Raw genomic sequence first — 16,969 nt, 5'->3', positions numbered from 1 at the left:
GTATTGTTTCTTCCTTAACTTGACTTTCTTCTGCTTCCTCTGACTTTACTTCTGCCTCTATTGTTTCTTCCTTAACTTCACTTTCTTCTACTTCCTCTGATTTTACTTCTGACTCTATTATTTCTTCTTTAACTTCACTTTCTTCTGGTTCCTCTGGTTTTACTTTTGAATTTGCTGAGCTTTGATCTTCATCTTTACTTAAGAGGAACTTTAATAGTTTTTTGAATAATAAGAAACCTTTTTCAATTCTTTTTGGACCTAAAATTGAAAGCAAAATTACTAATATTATGAATATTTCAGGTGAATTTAAACCTAATAGTTTCATAAAATTTCATATTCTATTTATATTTTAGTACATGCTAAAAATTTAATCTAATTATTCTCAAAAGTTGGTAAATAGAGTTCCCTATTTGATGCAATTAAACCTTCTTCTTTAAAAAAAATCTCTAGGTCTTTTAGATCATTTATATCTACAAATTCACCACAATTATCTAATATATTATTATGGGTGAAATTCCATAAATTATCCAAATATTCGTCATCGTCTGGAAATGCTACAAATTTTAAATATGTATTATTCAAAGCATATTCACTAGCAAAATCAGAATCTAATCCTTCCCTCTTAGCATCACAAAAAACTTTAGCAAATCTTTTGCCTACAGAAGTTTGAGCACTTGATAAATCTAAATTACCTTGCATAGCATTTACATTTATTGGTGCAATAAAAATAATTATTGGAAGAAAAATAGATACTAATATAAACAAGAAAAAATTTCCTTTTTAAATTTCAACTCAACATAAACTAGCAAAAAAAGTAATCAATTAGGCCTATTTAAGTAAAAGCACTTATTATAAATTAAGAAATAAATAGAAAACATAAAATCAGCTCCATATCTGAATTTATAATAAAGAAAGATTAAATAAATTTAAAATTATATGTCTTCAAATATAAAGCTAAAAGGAAGGGGAGTTAACAGGATAATTACGAGTAAGGTCATGCTATCGCCATTAGCAGGAGTTACAGATAACATTTTTAGACGACTTGTACGTAAATGGGCTCCAAACTCTTTACTTTTTACAGAAATGATAAATGCCACAAGTCTTAAAAAAGGATATGGCACACAAAAAATCAATCAAATAGATTTAGAAGAAGGTCCAATTGGAGTACAAATATTTGATAATAGGCCATATGCTGTTTCTGAAGCTGCGAAACAAGCTGAGGACTCTGGAGCTTTCTTAATTGATATAAATATGGGATGTCCAGTAAAAAAAATTGCAAAGAAAGGTGGAGGCAGTGCCTTAATTAAAGACCGAAAACTTGCTATAGAATTAGTCAAAAATGTTGTAAAAGCTGTTAGGGTTCCAGTAACAGTAAAAACACGACTCGGATGGGATAGTAAAGAAGAAAATATAGAGGATTTCTTATTTAAACTTCAAGATGCGGGAGCAACGATGATCACACTTCATGGAAGAACTAGAAAACAGGGTTTTTCAGGCAAGTCAGATTGGGAAATGATCGGGAGACTTAAAAAGTTGTTGGAAATTCCAGTAATTGCTAATGGAGATATCAAAAATCCAGATGACGCTCTTAATTGTTTAAAAAAAACAAATGCTGATGGTGTAATGATTGGACGAGGAATTTTAGGATCCCCATGGAAAATAGGAGAAATAGATTATGCCCTTAGAGAAAATAAAAATTTTAAAGAACCAAACACAGAAGAAAAACTATATTTAATTATTGAGCATCTTGATGAATTAATAAAAGAAAAAGGAGATCACGGATTGCTAATTGCAAGGAAACATATCTCATGGACATGCAAAGACTTTAAAGGAGCATCAAATTTGAGAAATAACTTGGTTAGAGCTGTTGATAAAAATGAAGTTAAAAATTTAATAATTAAAATGATTAAAACTTTGAATAATGAAAAAAATAGATTAGCTTAAAACAAATTTATTTTTTAAATGAAAATTATTAGTAAAGAAACAAGTAAAAGAGTTTGTGATCACATGAACAATGATCACATAGATTCAGTGCACAAATATCTTATTCATTATGGGAAGATATCAAGATTTGAGAATGCTTATATGGAAGAAATTAATAATAGTTATATAAAAATCAATTACGATGGCCAATCAGCAATTATCAATTTTAAAAATGAAATATCTGAAGAAGAAATTCATTCAACTTTAGTATCAATGATTAAAGACATTAAAAAATAAAATAATTTATAAAAAATTCTAATTTTTATTTTCATAGTAATCAGTTATCTTTTTACATTCTTCAAATGAAAGCATGCTTAATCTAGATGTGGCTTTTATTTTTAGAATTGCACAAACAGCTAATAAATCAGCGCTATCAACATTAAGTGCTTCAGAAAGCTCTAGAACCCTAAGACCTTTCATTAGTATTAAAAAAATCTTTTTCTAAATTATCAAGAACCTTGAAATCAATGGGCTGCATTTTTCCCTAAACCTGCAACGAATGGAAAAGTTTGTTCATCACCAAAAATATCTTCTGCTGAAGAATTAGAAATATTAGTTTTTTTATTATCAGGCTTAATTTCTTCAATTTCATTAGAAATATTATCTTTAATGTTATTTTCAATTTCTTTTGCTAATAAATTATTCGTATTAGAAAATATTGAAAAAACTAATACACATAAAAACAAAATAATTCTTTTCATAAAAAAAATTTATCTAATACTATTGTCATATGCCAATAAAGTTATTTAGAAAAACTAGATAATTTTAAAACAAATCTAAATAAATCAAAATAAAAAAATATTCATCTTCCCAACTTATTTCTATTTTTAAATCTAATTAAAAAATAAAGACCTAGTAACAAAAGAATTGCCAAGGAGTACTGATTAAGAAAAACATAAACTATATAGACGAGAAATGGGAATAAGCACGCCCTCTTGAAATTTAATTTCTGTTCCTTTGACATATTTTTCCAATTTAAATATTCTTCCCATTGAAAAATCTTCTTCATTTTTCTACTTCTATTTTTACGATTAAACATAACTTTATAAATATAGTTTTGATGATTCTTATGTTAATAAACAAAATTAATCTACAATATCAAAATAAGTTTTTTTCATTGAATAAAAATATTTTTTAAATAAAAGATGAACTCAAAACCAGTTTGGAAAATAGAAAAAATTGTTTTACCTCAACATGCAGATCATGCAGGCGTAATGTGGCACGGTAAATATTTTAATTGGCTTGAAGAAAGCCGAATAAATGCACTTTCAGAAGTAGGTATAAGTTATTTCGAACTAACTAAAAATGGCTTAGATTTACCTTTAATCAATACTTCAATAAAATATAAATCTCCTTTATTTCTTGGTGAAAAAATAACAATCGAGAGCGAATTCAATATTGATAAAAGTCCTAGGATTAATGTAATTTCAAAATTTCTTAACAAGAAAAATGAAATCTTAACGATTGCTGAAGTCAATTTAGTCTTAATAAATAAACTGAATTTTTCTATAATAAGAAAAAGACCAGATTTCCTATCGGAAGCCTTTAGTAAATTAAATGGTTGAAATTATTATCCGCCAATTCAACGATTTATTAATTATGAATATATTTCAAGTTATTGATTCTTATCAATATGAAATGGAATCAAGATATCAAGAAAAATCAATGCTTACAAATCTTTTTACAGAGCACAAATTTATAGGATGGTTAGGGTTGTTTATAGTATTTTTCTCTATCTTTGCAATTTTTGTTTTTCAATTTCTTGAGTGGGAAAGTAATGACAATAATAAAAGTTAAGAAGATTTAATGCTTATAATTCAACTGAATGACTTAAAAAATGGCTATCTACTTAAAAATAACTAACCCTACAGAGGTTGTAAAAAAAAAGACCTCAAAATGGCTTACAGATATTACACCTGAAAGAATTGATAGAAAATTGGTCGAGGATGAAGTAATAAAAGGCATTATCGAGCAATTAACATTAGAAGGCATAAAAGGAGAAATATCAGCAATTAATGGGTTTGAAGTAAATGAATCTTCAGTAATAACAAAAAATAATTTTGTTATTAGAAAAACAAAAACTTTTTAGATAGAAAATAAAAATCTTTAATGAAAATTTTTTTTATTTTAATTATTTTTATCATTTTTTTAATTTTTATAATTGTAAGAGATTATCAAATTAAAAAGAAAAAGTTTAAATTAAATAATGCCTTAAATTCCAATTTCTTTATTCAAACAATTAATAATTTAATAGAAGAAAACAAATACAATTTGTTAGAGGAGAGGATCAGATTAAGGGAAATAGATGCTTACGGTAACGAGGATTATAAAAAATGGATTGGCAATCCACCTCTTGATGAAAAAGCCATTGAGAAAAATATATTTAATGGATCTAAGCGATTTAAAGAGGGTATACCATACTTCTGGGAAAAAGTAATTTTAAAAAAATTTGGAAGTATGGAATTATTTTTCGAAAAGTGGAGATCGTATTGTAATGAAAATCCTACTATTGATGATGAGATAATTGGATCTATTAGAAAGCTCGAGACTGAAGATTGGTTTGTATTCATAGCAAGTCAAATAGAGAAATCATGCTTAAACCTAATAGAAAAAAACTACTCAAGTAAAAACAAGGAAAACTACAAAAAAGGTATTAGATTTGAAAATCATTGTATGGAAATTCTCAAACAAAATGGCTGGGAAGTAAAAGAAACCCCTAATACAGGAGATCAAGGGGTTGACTTAATTGCGTCAATAAATGATTTGAGAATATGTATTCAATGCAAAGATCATGAAAAAGCTATTGGAAATAAAGCAGTTCAGGAAATTTCAGCTGGTAAATTATTTTGGAAAGGTACACATGCAATAATAGTCTCAAAATCTGGCTTTACAAAGTCTGCTCATCAACTAGCAAAATCAAATAAAGTGGAACTAATCAATGAATATCAATTAAAAGATTTAGAAAAGTTTATTGTTTAAATAGTTTATATCAATTGAGTTAAGCCCTCTTTGTAAAGCAAAAGTGTTGTAAAAATTCCTGAGGCCCACATTAAACCTCTAGCTGTGGGGATATTAAATATATATGCACCAATATATAAAAAACGAAAAATAGGATGAATCAATGCTGCAATTATTGCAATATTAGAGTCAGTTAAACTAATCAAACAAAGAAGACATGCGGGTGCATGTAGGGAAATACTTTCCCAACAATTTTGATGACACCAAACTGCTCTTTTTCCAAAAGAAGGTAATTCATCGAATAAAGCCCTTGGAGCAGACATATTTTCAACAGAATATCCCGCTTTAACTCTCCCTATAGTTAATGGAATAATTGATAATAAAACAACACCAACTGATAGACAAAGGCTCCAGGCAAAAGCTACTTGCATATGATTTAAATAATATTATTAGCTTAATAATTGAAGCTCGTTATCGTGATAAATGAAAAATCATTACCATAGATAAAACTTTGCAAAAAATGCTGTAATTTATAAAAAAAATCATTTATGGATATTTCAAAGATAGTTTTAATTTTTGGCATAAGTTTACTAATATATTTTGCTTTTCTGTTTTTAGGATTTTTTCTTAAGAATAAAAATCTAAAGGCACAGAATCTAAAAAAAGAAGAATAGATTATTAATGCCACGAAAATTTACTATTTTCTCAATATTTTTATATCTTTTTGAATATATTTAATGGAAATAAAATTTGATCCAAATAATAATAAGGGATATTTGAAATTAAATAAGACAGTTGCTGGTATATGAAAAAATTTTATAAATTTCTTAAAAGTTTTCTATTTATATCACTTTGGCTTATTTTATCCTCATTTTTAACCCAATATTGGAATACCTTTCATTGGGAATATATTTACTTAAACTTCAGAATTATATTTGATAAAGAATTTTGGTTTGTTGTAGAAAAAATTCTTTTAGGATTTGATATTGGTTACTGGTTAGAAGAAGCACTAAAATTCTTAAGTTATGAAATACCTAAAGAATCATTTAAATATTTACCAATTTATTTCGTATTAAAGTCTATTTGGATAAAGAATTAATTTCTATTTTTAATAGATTTTAATAAATTCCTTGAAATTCTTGAATAAAGTCGGTGAATTTATTTTTCTTAAAACAAATAAAGTTCCTTTATCACCTCTACAGATTCTAAGCTTATTGCTTAAATAAGTTATCTCTAACCACCCTAATTGTTCATTATTTATTTCTTTCATAGCCTTTATATTTTTTCTTCCAAATTTAGGACCAATAACACCAGCATGTGTAAATTTGACCCCAATTTTTTTTTCATTTATGTAATTAAGTCTTATTAAAATACCAGTACCAATAATTGATTTTATTCCTCTAGGTTTAAGTAAATTAAGACCATTTAAATTTAAGGGATCAAGAATTTGAAGGTTATCAATAAAAGGAGAATATTTTAAAAAAGGACTATTAGAACTACTCCACCTAAGCTCCCAAACACCCTGTAAATCATTTCTATCTTTGCTAAAGGAAAAATTATGATCAATTTCAAGTTGTTCGGCAATAGTACGTATACTCTCTGAATTTGGAGATTTAAGAAGTAAATTTAATAAATCATTTTCGGTTTCCATTTAATAAACGCTGGAGTATATAGCTAAGGATAAATACTTACCTCCATGTGCTATATTCTACCCAGAATATGTTGATTTGATGACAAAGAGCTATTGGCTTAAGAAAATTTCAATTCCAAATGCTGATTTATTTCTGGAATATATAAGGACAGTATTGCCTTGGATTAAATCTGTGGGAGGAGTAATAGTAAAAAGAGATTTAATACAAGAATCAACCTCAAATGAATGGGATGGAGGGCAGCTTGGATTAGTAATTGAATTCGAATCAAAATTTGCTGCTAAAAAAGCATTTTATTCTGAAGTATTTCAAAAATATCTGCAGTCCAGAGATTTAATGGAACTAGTTACTATAAGTACTCTTTAAAAAAATCAACCAATATCGACCTCACACAAACAACTTATAAGTATTTATTACTATTAAATTATTTATGTAATATTTATAACTTCACTAGCAATAGCATATTTTGCAAAATTTAATTGTAAAAGTAATCCGTTAATCAAATGAACTATTCAACAGAAAAAGATGATTATTTGATGACAACTCCATATACAAAAAAAATTCAGCAAAAATTTGAAAAGGTTAAATCTTTTTTAGAGCAAAATGGATTTAATCCTTCATCAGAGAGCTTAATGCAAGATATAGTTAGCTCAGAAGAATATATTGCTAAAAATGGCTTATAAAATATCAGAATATATTCAGAGTCCTTAAATAATAAAAACCGCCTATTAGAAAAGGTAATAATATTCCAATAAATAAAAATATGGATTTCTTTGATTCGCCTTCTGATATGGGGTTAATTTCTGGTTCAATTGCAAAACCATTTTGTCTACCACCGCTTTCGGTTGTATAACCTTTTTTATTCATAAGAAAAATAATCTATGCAGATTATCTCATGTAAAAACTTATTTAAAAAAATTTTTTACATTTAGAATTAAACTAATTTTAAGATCTAATAATTGATTTCAATCTGAGATTTCAATTTGGCAGCTTTTTTTAAAAGACCTACAACTTCCTTACGGCCAGTAGCAAACTCAGCCTTGTTAAGTAACTCGCTATATTTTTTTGTGATTTCTCTATGGTTCATTTTGAATGTTATATTCTATAAATTATAAAGTTACTAAAAAAAGTTTTTGTATAAAAGATATCAAAAAAGAGTTTAAGTACCTTTACCTATTTAAACCAACCTTTTTTCTTTGGTTTAATCTCTTCTTTAATAACTTCTTTTTTTCTCCCAAATAATCCCTTTTTTTGGACTGTTAAATTCTCTTCAACAGGTTTAGATTTTCTGTTAAATAAGCCTTTTTTAGGTTCTTTTTTAATTGATTCTTTTTTGTCGGAAATCTTTGTTTTTTTAGGATTTGATTTTGAATTTTTGGGTTTGCTATCTGCGAATAAAGTTTGATATACAAAAAAACCAAAAACAGCAAAGAAGCCTAATGCCTGTACTAGAGCAGTTCCAAGATTATCAAACATTTAGGCCTCAACTTTGTATAGTGATTCTTTTTCTTTCGCTTCTATACATTTTTTATCATCAGACAAGCATTCAATTTCTGCCTTCTTCTCAGTATGAGAACTGCAGCCACCTGCATTTGCATTAGATATTGAAAACAAAGTTAGTACCCCTAAAATTAAGGCGCATGAGGTGTTAATCGGTTTCATGAGTTTTATTTTTATTATGGAAAAATAATTTCGCAATTGCGAAGATAATCTTCTCTTCTGCTAAAAGTATCCCCTTTTTATATATCTATTTGTAGTAATTAACTAAATCGATAATTAATATTGCTAGTAATGAAAAACCTAAAATGAAAGGTAAATAAGGATATTTATTTAAAATTTTGTTTAGTTGATTTTTCGATGTTTGTTTTTCCTTTTTCTTTTCTCTAGGTGGTAAGCCTAACTCTTCCCTTCTCTTAGCTTCTCCCATAATTTTTTAAACTATTTAAGACTATTTTATACACTTAGAAAAAGTAGTGTATTGTTCTTGATTTAAATTATTAACGGTTAATTTAGTTTAAATTTTGGATATATTAAAAATATATAAAAAAATTACATGATAGAAGTAGTTTGGTCAGTAAATATAATGATTGCAATTCTTATTATTGGTGTTGCCTGGGTTCTTTATTACATATTTACTTATGATCAAAAATTTACTTCCTAGATAAATGTCAGATAAAGATCTAAGTAATTTTCTAAAAAAAATAGAGCAACTTAATCAAATTGCTGAGCTAATAAAAAATAATCCTAGTAAAAAGTTATCCCTTTCAAAATGCAAGAATCATGATGAAGTAATTAAATTAACCACTGAATGGGGTTTTGATATTGGTAAAAGGTGGGGAGAATATTAATTGATTTTATTACCAGCATTATTAAAATTGCCATCAACTTCAAATTAAATTCCTAAGATTAATTAGTATTTCTTGTATTGGAGTTATGAAAGAAATTGGAGAGATAAAGTCAAATATATATAAAATAGCTGCTGTTACAGATAGAGGGCAAAGATTAAATAAATTAATTTCTCCTATGTATGAGGAAAAAGCTAATGAAATGGATGAATTGATTGATGCTCTTAAAGACTTTAGTTTTGAAATATCAGAAAAATTATTGTCTGGAGAGTGGGAATTGATTTTTTCTAATGTTGAATTATTTCGAAGTTCTCCTTTCTTCCTTGCTATTGAAAAGGCATTAAATGATGAATTTAAAAGTAATCTTTTTTTTAAATTACATCAATTGCAAGTAGGATCCTTTGGCATATCAACTATTGGGAGAATTGCTCAAAAGATTGATTTTGAAAAAAAAGAATTTATATCTACTTTTGACACTACAATATTTGGGCTTACAACTATTCCTATCTTAGGTTGGTTCAAACTATTGCCTACTTTTGGTGGAAGAGTAATAACCCTAGCAAGTGATTTAGTTTTAAGAAATAATTTACTTGATATGAACTTACAAAAGACAAAAGTTTCCAAAGTTGATGGACTTAATAAGATTCCATTATTTAGTGAATTACTTATGGATAGATGGTATCCAGTTAAAGAGGTATGGAATAAGTTACCTTGGAATAAAGAATCGCCAAATTGCCAGGTTTCAATTGTATATTTAGACGATGAAATGAGAATTATGCAGGATATGTATGGGTCTATTTTTATTTATATAAGGCCTTCAATTTCCTTGTTGAATTCAAATTCAATCTCTAATGATTAATTAAAACACTGAATAATACTACCAGCAGTTAAATTCAAGATAATAATCCAGATCCTTTCAAATAAAATTTAAATAAAAGAATCACTAAAAGGTTTACTATTGCTAAGGCTACTAAACCATTTCTGTTTTTTACATCTAATTTCTTGACTAAATTAGAAAGATAAACTACTGGATTTTCTGGCTCTTTATTATCCAAATTTTATTTAAATATTAATTTGACAAGAAAATATCACAGTTTCATTTGAAGAATCAAAATTGTAAAGATGAATATCCAAAAAGAAATAAATAATTTCTAACCCATAATTCCTGCATTTCTTAAAAACGCTTTACCCATATTGCCAATTACAAAAAATAGAGACAAATTAATTAAAAGGATTATTAATAATGCCAACATTTTATAGTTTGGATTAGTTGAAATGCCATCAAATCCATTATTAAGAAATCTTTTAAAAAGTGATTTGTCAATTTTTAGTTTTTGTTGCTCAGAATCAAGTTTTACTTTTTCTTCTGAAGAATCTTGATTACTTGCTTTCTCTAGAAATTCTGTAAATGCCTTAACATTTTCTTCTTTTTTATTCCCCTCATTAAGATCTTTATTGTCTTCATTCAAATTGGGGGACGATTCGATTGAATTATTTTCCTCAGGATTAAGTTTTGAATCTTCCAAATTAATAGTAAATGCTAGGAGTATATTACACCATAAAAAAAACCCACTCGATCAATTGAAGAGAGGGTTAGCTAAGGTTAAAGTTCTTATCTTGATAATAATTTATTTTAATTAAATTTGCGGTTGTAGCATAATGAAGTTTTAATTTAGATTATATTCAAGGTGATTTTTTTCGTACACATGTTAGATGCAAATACTAAAAAAGCATGTAAAGATGATCCCTCAATAAGAGAAATTAAAATTAGAAATATAGAACATGCTATTGAACAAGCAGAATTGATGATAAAAGAATCAAAAATGAGCCAAGAAGAATTAATCTTTTTAAAAAGAAAAATATCGGACTCAAGACAAGATTTAGAGATACTTTATTTAATGAAAATTCAATGAATATAAATTTGTTAATCTTTAAAAGGATTGAATTTATGCAAAGAAAATTAATTTGTATATTTGAAGACTTATAAAGTTTAAAGGGAATGTAATTATTTGTATAAAGGTTCTAGTTATGTCTAAAAATAATCTATATATACCTTTAAAGGTTGTTCCATACATCTTCATTTCAATTACTGCCATAGCAATAACAGCAGCTACATATGTAATTACTTAGTTCTATAAGCTATGTAAAGTTTTTAGATATTAAATAAATTAAAATATTTGTAATAACTAATTGTATGAATAAATTCAAAATAGCAATTTTTACAATATCAATAATCATATTTTCCCTTATTGGGATTAAAAAATTAATTTATATAAATCAAGTTAAAGATTTAAAAAATAAAGAAGAATCATTTTTAAATGAATCTATACGTGTTTTAAATGAATGCTTCGATCTAGAAAATAAAAATAAAAGAACTCTTAATAAATCAATTGAATTAATTGAGTATTGCTTAGAGGAATATGGATATAAAAACTGATTTCAAAACTTGAATGATGAATTTCCTTAATACTCCACTAATATGCAAATAAAAATTTCTCATCAATAATCTTGTTATGTTCCATAATTTTTTATTAATAATATTTTCCTAATTTAATTTTTTTAAAATGACTAAAGTTAAATGTTCTTATTTAGGAAATTTAAACTGTGAGGCTATTCATCTACAATCTGGAAGTCTTATTAGAACTGATGCACCTTTAGATCACTGCGGTAAAGGTGAAAGTTTTTCCCCAACTGATTTATTAGCAACATCTCTAGGTACTTGCCTGCTAACCATTATGGCAATCAAAGCTAAATCGAAAGGATTTGATTTGAAAGGTATATATTTAAATATTGAAAAAGTAATGACACAAAATAGCGAGAGGAAGATAAAAGAACTAATAATAGATATTTTTATACCAGAGAGCACTTCTAATGAAACTATTGATTTTTTGAAAAAAGCTTCCAAAGAATGTCCAGTTACAAGAAATTTATCTCAAGAAATAGATATTAAAATTAGTTGGCATCATGAATAAATCTCAAACATAGTAATTACATAAAAAATAATGAAATACTTTATTGGAATAGTCATTCTTTTATTTGGAATATATATAATGACAGACTTGGCATTAAAGACTAGGTATACAAGAAAAAGACTTTCAAAAGGAAAAAAATAAATCTTATAAATTTTAATATTGCAGATTAAGGAAATAGATTTATTTTTGTACTGACAATTAAGGCATATTTTAGTTTTATTTTTTCACTATTTTTTGGTCAATCAAACTAATCAAAGGGATCATGAAATTTACATTTATTCCAACAGTGCACCATGTATAAATAATAAGAAAAAATATTTTTATAAATAAATTAGGGGGTAAGGTGAAAAATATTTTGAAAAACCCTCCAATGAATAATACCAATATTCCAATTTGAAAAAGACCTTTGATTATCCATTTAAGTCCATTTTTTTTAATGTTTATATAAAACCAGAAAAAAACAAAACTAGATAACAATAAATATATAAAATTTATGATCATCTTTTTAGAGAAAATCTAATAAATTTGCCATTATCAAGGCATGATGACAATTATCACTTTTTTATCTGCTAATTTTTTTTAAAAATGGAAAAGTTATACAAAAAACAATAAAAACAAATTATTTTTTTAACTTTTTATCTTAAAACATTTTCGATTTTAGTAAATCAACTCTTTTTTGATTCACTCCCAAATCACTTTCTCCAACTCTTGATTCTGATCTTATTGATAAGATGTTTGATTCAGGTAGAAAGGATACTTCTAAGTCGTCTACATACTTCATCCATTTACTGGTTGCCTCAGCATGAAGATAATCGCCATCAATTTCTACAATCTCAGTTCTTGGAGTGTTTTCGATAAATGTTTTAATCTCTTCAAAAGGTTTCTCAATATTGTTTACCTCCCATTCTTCTCGTACACAATGAGCAATCTCTACACAAGGTTTTAGTTCTATATGTGAGGCAAATGATGAAGAAGGGAATAAAAAGCTTGAACAAATTAAAATTGCTAAAAAAAGTATTTGCATTAACAGAAGAATTTAACGACTCATAATCTAACGAATTAAATTACTAATTTGTAATGACGACCTAATTATTTTGGAAGAAAGCATATATGTTTTTATATTCAGAATTTAATATGTATTTCTAATAATCCCCAAAAAAAAAGATCCCTCTAAGAGAGATCTTTTTAAAATTGATTTATATCAAGTGTTTCCTTGTTTCCACTGAAATAAATCAATTCCTCCTACACACAATCCTAATATCACACCTAAATTCAAAATATGTAATGCTTAATAGACCTCTATCTTAACTGTCACATGGCAAAAAATACAAAAAGTACTCAAACATCAAGGTCGAGTACTTTTAAAGTTATCAGAAAAAAGTGTGTGAGGAGTTTCTGATGTATTTAATCTACTCCGTAGGTAATTTAAAAGGCTACAGTATAAATTACTAATTATTTAAATCTTTCAGAAAAATTGGGCGTTGATGAAAAAAATAATCAAAAACATAAAAAATTGATGAAAAGCATTTACAAAAAAATCATTTTTATTATTTCAGCAATTGCTCTTTTTTCAGTAATAGTAGGTGTTGTCAAATATTCGCTTACTTATATTGAAAATAATCCCGAAAAATACTTACCTACACAAAAGTAAGACAAAAATTAAGTATAAATTCACTTCAAAAAATCTATAAAGTGTCTTAAATATGTTCTACATAGACAGCTTGAGTCATGAAAATCAAAAATACTTCAGTTCTTAATCAGAATAATATTCATTTAAGTCAATTCAAAAATAAGCATAAATATCAAATACTTGAGAATTACTGGAAGAAAAGAAAGAAAGAATGTGAAAAAAATCTTTCAAAATTTTGCTAACCGATAATTATGAATTTTATTTTTTCTTTTTTATTAGCATCTGTAATGTGGGTACAAGTTCCACAATGGGAAGCTGACTGGTCAAAATGTGCTGTAGATGTTCCCGATTCGTCATGTCACTGGTACGTAGCTGCTCCCGATAATACTTTTGGGGAAGGATTTAATTGGGAAAACGCTCCTTGGTTTGATGCTAATGGATTACAGGATGTAGCTAAAATTGAGAAAGAATCTGTAGTAGAAAAACTTCAAAATAACTAAAGTTTCTATTTCATCAATTAACTTTTAAAAGTATTTAAATCTAGTTGCTTAGTGGTTAACTTTTGATTAATTAAAAAATTTTTATGCGTTTCAAAGTAAGTCTCAAAAAAAATGGAAAGGAATTTGATGAAGTTGTTATAGCTAATAATAAAAAAGAGGCTATGGAAGTAGCTTTAAAAAACAATCCAGAAGCTCAAGCATTAAACTCTGATTGGACATTTAAGATTTAATTATTTGCGAAGCTTAGGAATTAAAAGGGACGCAACACAAATAACGCTAATTGCAGGTCCAGGCGAAAGATTAAAGACTATAGAGAGAATAAATCCAAGAAGTGAGATACATAATCCAAAAAATGAAGACCTCATCATTGCAATTCTTAAACTATGAGCCTTATTTAGCCCTAACAAAGTTGGCGTAGAAAGAAGAGCAATTACAAGAATTACTCCCACTGCTGACATTGAACTAACAATTACTAATGCCGTTGTAAAACTCAAAGCAAGATTTAATAAAGAAACGTTTATACCACTCGCGGATGCACCTTCTGGATCCAATCCCACATAAACAACCTTTTCATATCCAAAAGTCATTAAAAGTATAAATACTAAAAAAGCAATTATTGTTCTAAGTAAATCTCCAAAATTTGCTGTCAATAAATCGCCAAATAATACTGCCTCCAAATCAATCCTTATTCCGAGTAGAGGGATTATAAGGACTCCAAACCCAAGCATTCCAGCGAGAATAGTATTCATAACTGCTTCATAATTTTCACTTTTTCTATTAGTTAAACTTTCCGCAATTACTGAGCCCAGAAGACCACTTATAACACCACCAATTGAGGGGTGAATTCCAAGCGCTAATGCGAGAGCAAGTCCAGGCAACACACAATGAGAGATTAAATTAACTTGTAATAATCTCTTATGAGTGATTAATACAGTTCCCATAGCTGGGCATAAGATCCCGGAAAATATAGTTATTATTAATGGAACCAACCACCAGTTGTTATTAATAAAAGACATTATTCGAAAGATTCGGTATGATCAAAAATACGAGGCAAAAAAAGATTTTGGAAACAATGGTAACTAAGTCTGACATTACCAAAAGACAAGAACAACTTCTTGAAGAACTTAATAAATGCGAGGATGAATTGAGCGGTCAAGAATTGCATAGGCAGTTGATCACAAAAGGCAAATCTATGGGGTTGACCACTGTTTATAGAAATCTGCAAATCTTGATAAAGCATGGATTAATTCGTTCTAGACATCTCCCAACAGGAGAGGTTCTTTACACTCCCGTAGACAGAGATATTCATCATTTGACCTGCGTTCAATGCGGAGAGACGTCGAAAATGGAAGGTTGTCCTGTTAAAGATATTCATGCCCCTAAAAAAAATCCAAGAAAGTTTCAACTTTTGTTTCATACACTCGAATATTTCGGCCTTTGCCAAAACTGTTATCAAGCTCAAAATTAATAAGGAACATTTTCTAATCACAGAAATTATTTTCCTTTATAGAGCTTATGTTTATCGCATCTAATTTATCTTTTATTTGATCAGGACTACCAACTGCTAAAACACTTTTATCAAGAACGATTACTTGATCGTAGTTATTTAGAGACTCGCCCCAATCATGGCTACTTACTAGCAAAGAAAGTCCCGCATCTGCGAGTTGACGAACAATTTTCAGGAAGTCCTCTTTTGCGGGGGGATCCAATGCCGCACAAGGTTCATCCAGAAGAAATATTTTTGCAGGGGACATAAGAGTTTTTGCTAATAGAGCTCTTTGTTGCTGTCCTCCTGAAAGAGAATCGAGTCTTCTATTAGCCAAATTAGCAATTCCTACTCTTTGCATTGTCGCTTCTAATTCACAACATTTATTAATCCAAGAATTAGGATATTCTAGAAGAGCCTTGATTTGAAAGGGGTTATTACTTCTTGATTTTGAATACTTTATTTGACCAAGAGATACCAATTTTTCAACTGTAATGGGAAACTTCCAATTCATAGAACTTCTTTGAGGCATAAGTGCCACTAGAGCTCTAGATCTATATAAATTTTCACCGTCAATTTTTATTTCGCCTTTATCTGGAGTATTTTGTCCTTGCAATATCCTCAAAAGAGTGGATTTACCGGCACCATTTGGACCTACTAGCGCTGTTAGAGTTCCAGGTTTAATCTCAACCGATACCTTATTTAAAGCTGGCTTACTTTTTTCTGTGTATGCAAATGTTAAATTTTCAGCGACTAAAGTAGCCATTAATTAATCTTCATGAAAAAAGTCACTTTACAAGCTTACCAATAATACAAGCTGCGTATTATTTTCATAACATTTGATACCTTTTCTTGTCAGGTGTAATGAAAATGATTATCATTTTTAAGTATTTAATAATTTTTTTATGTCAATTTTTAAAAGACTTTTATCAAATAAAACATGTTCAAGTAAGTCAATTATTAAAAATTCCGTAATCGCTGGAACGATTATATTTTCTGGTTTTGGGCAGGATGTAATGGCTAAAGGGAAGTCATACGTAGCAGTAGAACCACTAGTTTGTGATTTAGTTAAATCAATTGCATTACCATCTGACGAAGTTACATGCTTAGTAGATAGAAAACAGGATGTTCATGACTTAAAGATCAATCCAAGACAAGCTCAATTACTAAATAGCGCAGACAAAGTATTCACTCTTGGCAAAGAAATGACTCCAAGTATGAGAAATTGGGAAAGTAAAAAGAATACTGTTGTTGTAGGTGTTAGTGCAATAGACGTAGATGATCATTCTGATCATGAAGGTCACGATGACCACTCAGACCATGGTGGACATGATGATCATGCTGAACATTCAGCTAAGGTAGATGATCATTCTGATCATGGAGGTCATGATGATCATGCTGAGGGTGCTTTCGAATGGGCAGGTAAATTCCAGCTTTCTAAGGGTT

General features: G+C 28.0%; 35 protein-coding genes. 18 read left to right on the top strand and 17 right to left on the bottom strand.

The genetic code is table 11. From position 1 onward, the window contains the following. Together MK115_RS07690 and MK115_RS07685 are read right to left on the bottom strand one after the other, a co-directional pair. Positions 1-325 (bottom strand): hypothetical protein (locus MK115_RS07690; protein WP_287610643.1); only part of this gene is annotated, 325 nt, incomplete at its 3' end. Between the two features lie 47 nt (positions 326-372). Continuing rightward, a complete protein-coding gene (locus MK115_RS07685) occupies positions 373-765 on the bottom strand; it encodes a hypothetical protein (protein ID WP_287610642.1) in 393 nt (130 codons plus the stop codon). 171 nt (positions 766-936) lie between these two features. Here MK115_RS07685 and dusB point away from each other — a divergent pair, with 171 nt between their 5' ends. After that, positions 937-1,944, top strand: coding sequence for a tRNA dihydrouridine synthase DusB (dusB, locus tag MK115_RS07680; RefSeq protein ID WP_287610641.1), 1,008 nt, complete (start codon positions 937-939; stop codon positions 1,942-1,944). A gap of 18 nt (positions 1,945-1,962) precedes the next feature. Further along, positions 1,963-2,220, top strand: coding sequence for a DUF2470 domain-containing protein (locus MK115_RS07675; protein WP_011818534.1), 258 nt, complete (start codon positions 1,963-1,965; stop codon positions 2,218-2,220). 18 nt (positions 2,221-2,238) lie between these two features. Here MK115_RS07675 and MK115_RS07670 read toward each other — a convergent pair whose 3' ends face one another. From MK115_RS07670 to MK115_RS07660, 3 genes are all read right to left on the bottom strand, one after another. After that, on the bottom strand, positions 2,239-2,403 hold the full coding sequence (locus MK115_RS07670; protein ID WP_072165436.1) for a translation initiation factor IF-2 N-terminal domain-containing protein: 165 nt from the start codon (positions 2,401-2,403) through the stop codon (positions 2,239-2,241). Positions 2,404-2,447: 44 nt separating this feature from the next. Beyond that, positions 2,448-2,684: a hypothetical protein gene (locus tag MK115_RS07665; RefSeq protein ID WP_287610640.1), complete on the bottom strand. Its 237-nt coding sequence runs from the start codon at positions 2,682-2,684 to the stop codon at positions 2,448-2,450. Between the two features lie 101 nt (positions 2,685-2,785). Continuing rightward, a complete protein-coding gene (locus MK115_RS07660) occupies positions 2,786-2,992 on the bottom strand; it encodes a hypothetical protein (protein ID WP_257008641.1) in 207 nt (68 codons plus the stop codon). Positions 2,993-3,128: 136 nt separating this feature from the next. Here MK115_RS07660 and MK115_RS07655 point away from each other — a divergent pair, with 136 nt between their 5' ends. The 4 genes from MK115_RS07655 to MK115_RS07640 are packed head-to-tail and all read left to right on the top strand — an operon-like array spanning position 3,129 to position 4,962. Further along, complete coding sequence (locus MK115_RS07655; protein ID WP_287610639.1) at positions 3,129-3,548, top strand: acyl-CoA thioesterase; 420 nt, start codon at positions 3,129-3,131, stop codon at positions 3,546-3,548. Between the two features lie 34 nt (positions 3,549-3,582). Beyond that, entirely contained in the window at positions 3,583-3,780 is a 198-nt protein-coding gene (locus MK115_RS07650; RefSeq protein WP_011818539.1) for a hypothetical protein, read from the top strand. 40 nt (positions 3,781-3,820) lie between these two features. Continuing rightward, complete coding sequence (locus MK115_RS07645; protein WP_011818540.1) at positions 3,821-4,072, top strand: DUF8653 family protein; 252 nt, start codon at positions 3,821-3,823, stop codon at positions 4,070-4,072. A 20-nt stretch (positions 4,073-4,092) separates the two neighbouring features. Continuing rightward, entirely contained in the window at positions 4,093-4,962 is an 870-nt protein-coding gene (locus tag MK115_RS07640) for a restriction endonuclease (RefSeq protein WP_287610637.1), read from the top strand. A gap of 5 nt (positions 4,963-4,967) precedes the next feature. On the opposite strand, the gene MK115_RS07635 is transcribed toward MK115_RS07640, so the two are convergent. Both MK115_RS07635 and MK115_RS07630 read right to left on the bottom strand, forming a co-directional pair. Next, positions 4,968-5,372 (bottom strand): MAPEG family protein, encoded by a 405-nt coding sequence (locus MK115_RS07635; protein ID WP_011818542.1) that lies wholly within the window; start codon positions 5,370-5,372, stop codon positions 4,968-4,970. Between the two features lie 677 nt (positions 5,373-6,049). After that, positions 6,050-6,592, bottom strand: a complete 543-nt coding sequence (locus MK115_RS07630) for a PAP/fibrillin family protein (RefSeq protein WP_287610635.1) — start codon at positions 6,590-6,592, stop codon at positions 6,050-6,052. 79 nt (positions 6,593-6,671) lie between these two features. Here MK115_RS07630 and MK115_RS07625 point away from each other — a divergent pair, with 79 nt between their 5' ends. Beyond that, complete coding sequence (locus tag MK115_RS07625) at positions 6,672-6,956, top strand: DUF1330 domain-containing protein (protein ID WP_011376579.1); 285 nt, start codon at positions 6,672-6,674, stop codon at positions 6,954-6,956. A 137-nt stretch (positions 6,957-7,093) separates the two neighbouring features. Beyond that, positions 7,094-7,273 carry a hypothetical protein gene (locus tag MK115_RS07620; protein WP_011863071.1) on the top strand — a complete coding sequence of 60 codons (180 nt, stop codon included), beginning with the start codon at positions 7,094-7,096 and terminating at the stop codon, positions 7,271-7,273. Positions 7,274-7,277: 4 nt separating this feature from the next. On the opposite strand, the gene MK115_RS07615 is transcribed toward MK115_RS07620, so the two are convergent. From MK115_RS07615 to MK115_RS07595, 5 genes are all read right to left on the bottom strand, one after another. Beyond that, a complete protein-coding gene (locus MK115_RS07615; protein WP_011818547.1) occupies positions 7,278-7,457 on the bottom strand; it encodes a hypothetical protein in 180 nt (59 codons plus the stop codon). Between the two features lie 85 nt (positions 7,458-7,542). Then, positions 7,543-7,677 (bottom strand): hypothetical protein, encoded by a 135-nt coding sequence (locus MK115_RS07610; protein ID WP_257469857.1) that lies wholly within the window; start codon positions 7,675-7,677, stop codon positions 7,543-7,545. Positions 7,678-7,763: 86 nt separating this feature from the next. Further along, the gene (locus MK115_RS07605; RefSeq protein ID WP_025923298.1) at positions 7,764-8,066 is read right to left on the bottom strand and encodes a hypothetical protein; all 303 of its coding nucleotides are present in this window, start codon (positions 8,064-8,066) and stop codon (positions 7,764-7,766) included. Then, positions 8,067-8,252: a hypothetical protein gene (locus MK115_RS07600; RefSeq protein ID WP_225866345.1), complete on the bottom strand. Its 186-nt coding sequence runs from the start codon at positions 8,250-8,252 to the stop codon at positions 8,067-8,069. 85 nt (positions 8,253-8,337) lie between these two features. Further along, complete coding sequence (locus MK115_RS07595) at positions 8,338-8,517, bottom strand: hypothetical protein (protein WP_025888492.1); 180 nt, start codon at positions 8,515-8,517, stop codon at positions 8,338-8,340. 238 nt (positions 8,518-8,755) lie between these two features. Between MK115_RS07595 and MK115_RS07590 the strand changes: the two genes are divergently transcribed. Together MK115_RS07590 and MK115_RS07585 are read left to right on the top strand one after the other, a co-directional pair. Continuing rightward, on the top strand, positions 8,756-8,938 hold the full coding sequence (locus MK115_RS07590; protein ID WP_025888496.1) for a Nif11 family protein: 183 nt from the start codon (positions 8,756-8,758) through the stop codon (positions 8,936-8,938). Between the two features lie 85 nt (positions 8,939-9,023). Next, positions 9,024-9,794, top strand: a complete 771-nt coding sequence (locus MK115_RS07585; RefSeq protein WP_287610632.1) for a PAP/fibrillin family protein — start codon at positions 9,024-9,026, stop codon at positions 9,792-9,794. Positions 9,795-9,828: 34 nt separating this feature from the next. Here the strand turns inward: MK115_RS07585 and MK115_RS07580 are convergent, their stop codons facing one another. Together MK115_RS07580 and MK115_RS07575 are read right to left on the bottom strand one after the other, a co-directional pair. Next, a complete protein-coding gene (locus tag MK115_RS07580; RefSeq protein WP_011818555.1) occupies positions 9,829-9,990 on the bottom strand; it encodes a helix-turn-helix domain-containing protein in 162 nt (53 codons plus the stop codon). A 96-nt stretch (positions 9,991-10,086) separates the two neighbouring features. Beyond that, complete coding sequence (locus MK115_RS07575; protein ID WP_209128202.1) at positions 10,087-10,461, bottom strand: hypothetical protein; 375 nt, start codon at positions 10,459-10,461, stop codon at positions 10,087-10,089. 180 nt (positions 10,462-10,641) lie between these two features. On the opposite strand from MK115_RS07575, the gene MK115_RS07570 reads away from it, so the two are divergent. The 3 genes from MK115_RS07570 to MK115_RS07560 all read left to right on the top strand — a co-directional run bounded on the left by MK115_RS07570 (position 10,642) and on the right by MK115_RS07560 (position 11,907). Then, positions 10,642-10,848 carry a hypothetical protein gene (locus MK115_RS07570; RefSeq protein WP_025891758.1) on the top strand — a complete coding sequence of 69 codons (207 nt, stop codon included), beginning with the start codon at positions 10,642-10,644 and terminating at the stop codon, positions 10,846-10,848. A 281-nt stretch (positions 10,849-11,129) separates the two neighbouring features. Further along, positions 11,130-11,372, top strand: coding sequence for a hypothetical protein (locus MK115_RS07565; RefSeq protein WP_287610630.1), 243 nt, complete (start codon positions 11,130-11,132; stop codon positions 11,370-11,372). 127 nt (positions 11,373-11,499) lie between these two features. Continuing rightward, positions 11,500-11,907, top strand: a complete 408-nt coding sequence (locus tag MK115_RS07560) for an OsmC family protein (protein WP_025891760.1) — start codon at positions 11,500-11,502, stop codon at positions 11,905-11,907. 640 nt (positions 11,908-12,547) lie between these two features. Here the strand turns inward: MK115_RS07560 and MK115_RS07555 are convergent. Next, positions 12,548-12,931 carry a DUF1499 domain-containing protein gene (locus MK115_RS07555; RefSeq protein ID WP_287610629.1) on the bottom strand — a complete coding sequence of 128 codons (384 nt, stop codon included), beginning with the start codon at positions 12,929-12,931 and terminating at the stop codon, positions 12,548-12,550. A 492-nt stretch (positions 12,932-13,423) separates the two neighbouring features. Between MK115_RS07555 and MK115_RS07550 the strand changes: the two genes are divergently transcribed. The 3 genes from MK115_RS07550 to MK115_RS07540 all read left to right on the top strand — a co-directional run bounded on the left by MK115_RS07550 (position 13,424) and on the right by MK115_RS07540 (position 14,267). Continuing rightward, complete coding sequence (locus MK115_RS07550) at positions 13,424-13,558, top strand: hypothetical protein (RefSeq protein ID WP_280634299.1); 135 nt, start codon at positions 13,424-13,426, stop codon at positions 13,556-13,558. 230 nt (positions 13,559-13,788) lie between these two features. Next, positions 13,789-14,037 (top strand): DUF8643 family protein, encoded by a 249-nt coding sequence (locus MK115_RS07545; protein ID WP_011376589.1) that lies wholly within the window; start codon positions 13,789-13,791, stop codon positions 14,035-14,037. An 83-nt stretch (positions 14,038-14,120) separates the two neighbouring features. After that, entirely contained in the window at positions 14,121-14,267 is a 147-nt protein-coding gene (locus MK115_RS07540) for a hypothetical protein (RefSeq protein ID WP_011863089.1), read from the top strand. Here the strand turns inward: MK115_RS07540 and MK115_RS07535 are convergent, their stop codons facing one another. Beyond that, positions 14,268-15,053, bottom strand: a complete 786-nt coding sequence (locus tag MK115_RS07535; RefSeq protein WP_025891764.1) for a metal ABC transporter permease — start codon at positions 15,051-15,053, stop codon at positions 14,268-14,270. Positions 15,054-15,070: 17 nt separating this feature from the next. On the opposite strand from MK115_RS07535, the gene MK115_RS07530 reads away from it, so the two are divergent. Continuing rightward, entirely contained in the window at positions 15,071-15,505 is a 435-nt protein-coding gene (locus MK115_RS07530) for a Fur family transcriptional regulator (RefSeq protein ID WP_079339572.1), read from the top strand. Positions 15,506-15,518: 13 nt separating this feature from the next. On the opposite strand, the gene MK115_RS07525 is transcribed toward MK115_RS07530, so the two are convergent. Next, positions 15,519-16,289 carry an ABC transporter ATP-binding protein gene (locus MK115_RS07525; protein ID WP_032514154.1) on the bottom strand — a complete coding sequence of 257 codons (771 nt, stop codon included), beginning with the start codon at positions 16,287-16,289 and terminating at the stop codon, positions 15,519-15,521. A 139-nt stretch (positions 16,290-16,428) separates the two neighbouring features. On the opposite strand from MK115_RS07525, the gene MK115_RS07520 reads away from it, so the two are divergent. After that, positions 16,429-16,969 (top strand): metal ABC transporter solute-binding protein, Zn/Mn family (locus MK115_RS07520; RefSeq protein WP_287610627.1); only part of this gene is annotated, 541 nt, incomplete at its 3' end.

This window comes from Prochlorococcus sp. ALOHA_ZT_50, assembly GCF_022447305.1.
In the GTDB taxonomy this organism is placed as follows: Bacteria; Cyanobacteriota; Cyanobacteriia; order PCC-6307; family Cyanobiaceae; genus Prochlorococcus_A.
The sequence above is the reverse complement of the archived record's forward strand: the minus strand, read 5'-3'. Positions and strand labels throughout refer to the sequence as shown.

What these genes read in the sequence shown, in the direction of transcription:
- MK115_RS07635 (WP_011818542.1), bottom strand. Translation starts at nt 5,372, where the DNA reads ATGCAAGTAGCTTTTGCCTGGAGCCTTTGTCTATCAGTTGGTGTTGTT.
- MK115_RS07645 (WP_011818540.1), top strand. Translation starts at nt 3,821, where the DNA reads ATGGCTATCTACTTAAAAATAACTAACCCTACAGAGGTTGTAAAAAAA.
- MK115_RS07540 (WP_011863089.1), top strand. Translation starts at nt 14,121, where the DNA reads ATGCGTTTCAAAGTAAGTCTCAAAAAAAATGGAAAGGAATTTGATGAA.
- MK115_RS07535 (WP_025891764.1), bottom strand. Translation starts at nt 15,053, where the DNA reads ATGTCTTTTATTAATAACAACTGGTGGTTGGTTCCATTAATAATAACT.
- MK115_RS07585 (WP_287610632.1), top strand. Translation starts at nt 9,024, where the DNA reads ATGAAAGAAATTGGAGAGATAAAGTCAAATATATATAAAATAGCTGCT.
- MK115_RS07640 (WP_287610637.1), top strand. Translation starts at nt 4,093, where the DNA reads ATGAAAATTTTTTTTATTTTAATTATTTTTATCATTTTTTTAATTTTT.
- MK115_RS07655 (WP_287610639.1), top strand. Translation starts at nt 3,129, where the DNA reads ATGAACTCAAAACCAGTTTGGAAAATAGAAAAAATTGTTTTACCTCAA.
- MK115_RS07530 (WP_079339572.1), top strand. Translation starts at nt 15,071, where the DNA reads ATGATCAAAAATACGAGGCAAAAAAAGATTTTGGAAACAATGGTAACT.
- MK115_RS07610 (WP_257469857.1), bottom strand. Translation starts at nt 7,677, where the DNA reads ATGAACCATAGAGAAATCACAAAAAAATATAGCGAGTTACTTAACAAG.
- MK115_RS07650 (WP_011818539.1), top strand. Translation starts at nt 3,583, where the DNA reads ATGAATATATTTCAAGTTATTGATTCTTATCAATATGAAATGGAATCA.
- MK115_RS07620 (WP_011863071.1), top strand. Translation starts at nt 7,094, where the DNA reads ATGAACTATTCAACAGAAAAAGATGATTATTTGATGACAACTCCATAT.
- MK115_RS07630 (WP_287610635.1), bottom strand. Translation starts at nt 6,592, where the DNA reads ATGGAAACCGAAAATGATTTATTAAATTTACTTCTTAAATCTCCAAAT.
- MK115_RS07665 (WP_287610640.1), bottom strand. Translation starts at nt 2,684, where the DNA reads ATGAAAAGAATTATTTTGTTTTTATGTGTATTAGTTTTTTCAATATTT.
- MK115_RS07615 (WP_011818547.1), bottom strand. Translation starts at nt 7,457, where the DNA reads ATGAATAAAAAAGGTTATACAACCGAAAGCGGTGGTAGACAAAATGGT.
- MK115_RS07660 (WP_257008641.1), bottom strand. Translation starts at nt 2,992, where the DNA reads ATGAAGAAGATTTTTCAATGGGAAGAATATTTAAATTGGAAAAATATG.
- MK115_RS07560 (WP_025891760.1), top strand. Translation starts at nt 11,500, where the DNA reads ATGACTAAAGTTAAATGTTCTTATTTAGGAAATTTAAACTGTGAGGCT.
- dusB (WP_287610641.1), top strand. Translation starts at nt 937, where the DNA reads ATGTCTTCAAATATAAAGCTAAAAGGAAGGGGAGTTAACAGGATAATT.
- MK115_RS07670 (WP_072165436.1), bottom strand. Translation starts at nt 2,403, where the DNA reads ATGAAAGGTCTTAGGGTTCTAGAGCTTTCTGAAGCACTTAATGTTGAT.
- MK115_RS07625 (WP_011376579.1), top strand. Translation starts at nt 6,672, where the DNA reads ATGACAAAGAGCTATTGGCTTAAGAAAATTTCAATTCCAAATGCTGAT.
- MK115_RS07545 (WP_011376589.1), top strand. Translation starts at nt 13,789, where the DNA reads ATGAATTTTATTTTTTCTTTTTTATTAGCATCTGTAATGTGGGTACAA.
- MK115_RS07555 (WP_287610629.1), bottom strand. Translation starts at nt 12,931, where the DNA reads ATGCAAATACTTTTTTTAGCAATTTTAATTTGTTCAAGCTTTTTATTC.
- MK115_RS07595 (WP_025888492.1), bottom strand. Translation starts at nt 8,517, where the DNA reads ATGGGAGAAGCTAAGAGAAGGGAAGAGTTAGGCTTACCACCTAGAGAA.
- MK115_RS07565 (WP_287610630.1), top strand. Translation starts at nt 11,130, where the DNA reads ATGAATAAATTCAAAATAGCAATTTTTACAATATCAATAATCATATTT.
- MK115_RS07525 (WP_032514154.1), bottom strand. Translation starts at nt 16,289, where the DNA reads ATGGCTACTTTAGTCGCTGAAAATTTAACATTTGCATACACAGAAAAA.
- MK115_RS07550 (WP_280634299.1), top strand. Translation starts at nt 13,424, where the DNA reads ATGAAAAGCATTTACAAAAAAATCATTTTTATTATTTCAGCAATTGCT.
- MK115_RS07675 (WP_011818534.1), top strand. Translation starts at nt 1,963, where the DNA reads ATGAAAATTATTAGTAAAGAAACAAGTAAAAGAGTTTGTGATCACATG.
- MK115_RS07600 (WP_225866345.1), bottom strand. Translation starts at nt 8,252, where the DNA reads ATGAAACCGATTAACACCTCATGCGCCTTAATTTTAGGGGTACTAACT.
- MK115_RS07590 (WP_025888496.1), top strand. Translation starts at nt 8,756, where the DNA reads ATGTCAGATAAAGATCTAAGTAATTTTCTAAAAAAAATAGAGCAACTT.
- MK115_RS07605 (WP_025923298.1), bottom strand. Translation starts at nt 8,066, where the DNA reads ATGTTTGATAATCTTGGAACTGCTCTAGTACAGGCATTAGGCTTCTTT.
- MK115_RS07570 (WP_025891758.1), top strand. Translation starts at nt 10,642, where the DNA reads ATGTTAGATGCAAATACTAAAAAAGCATGTAAAGATGATCCCTCAATA.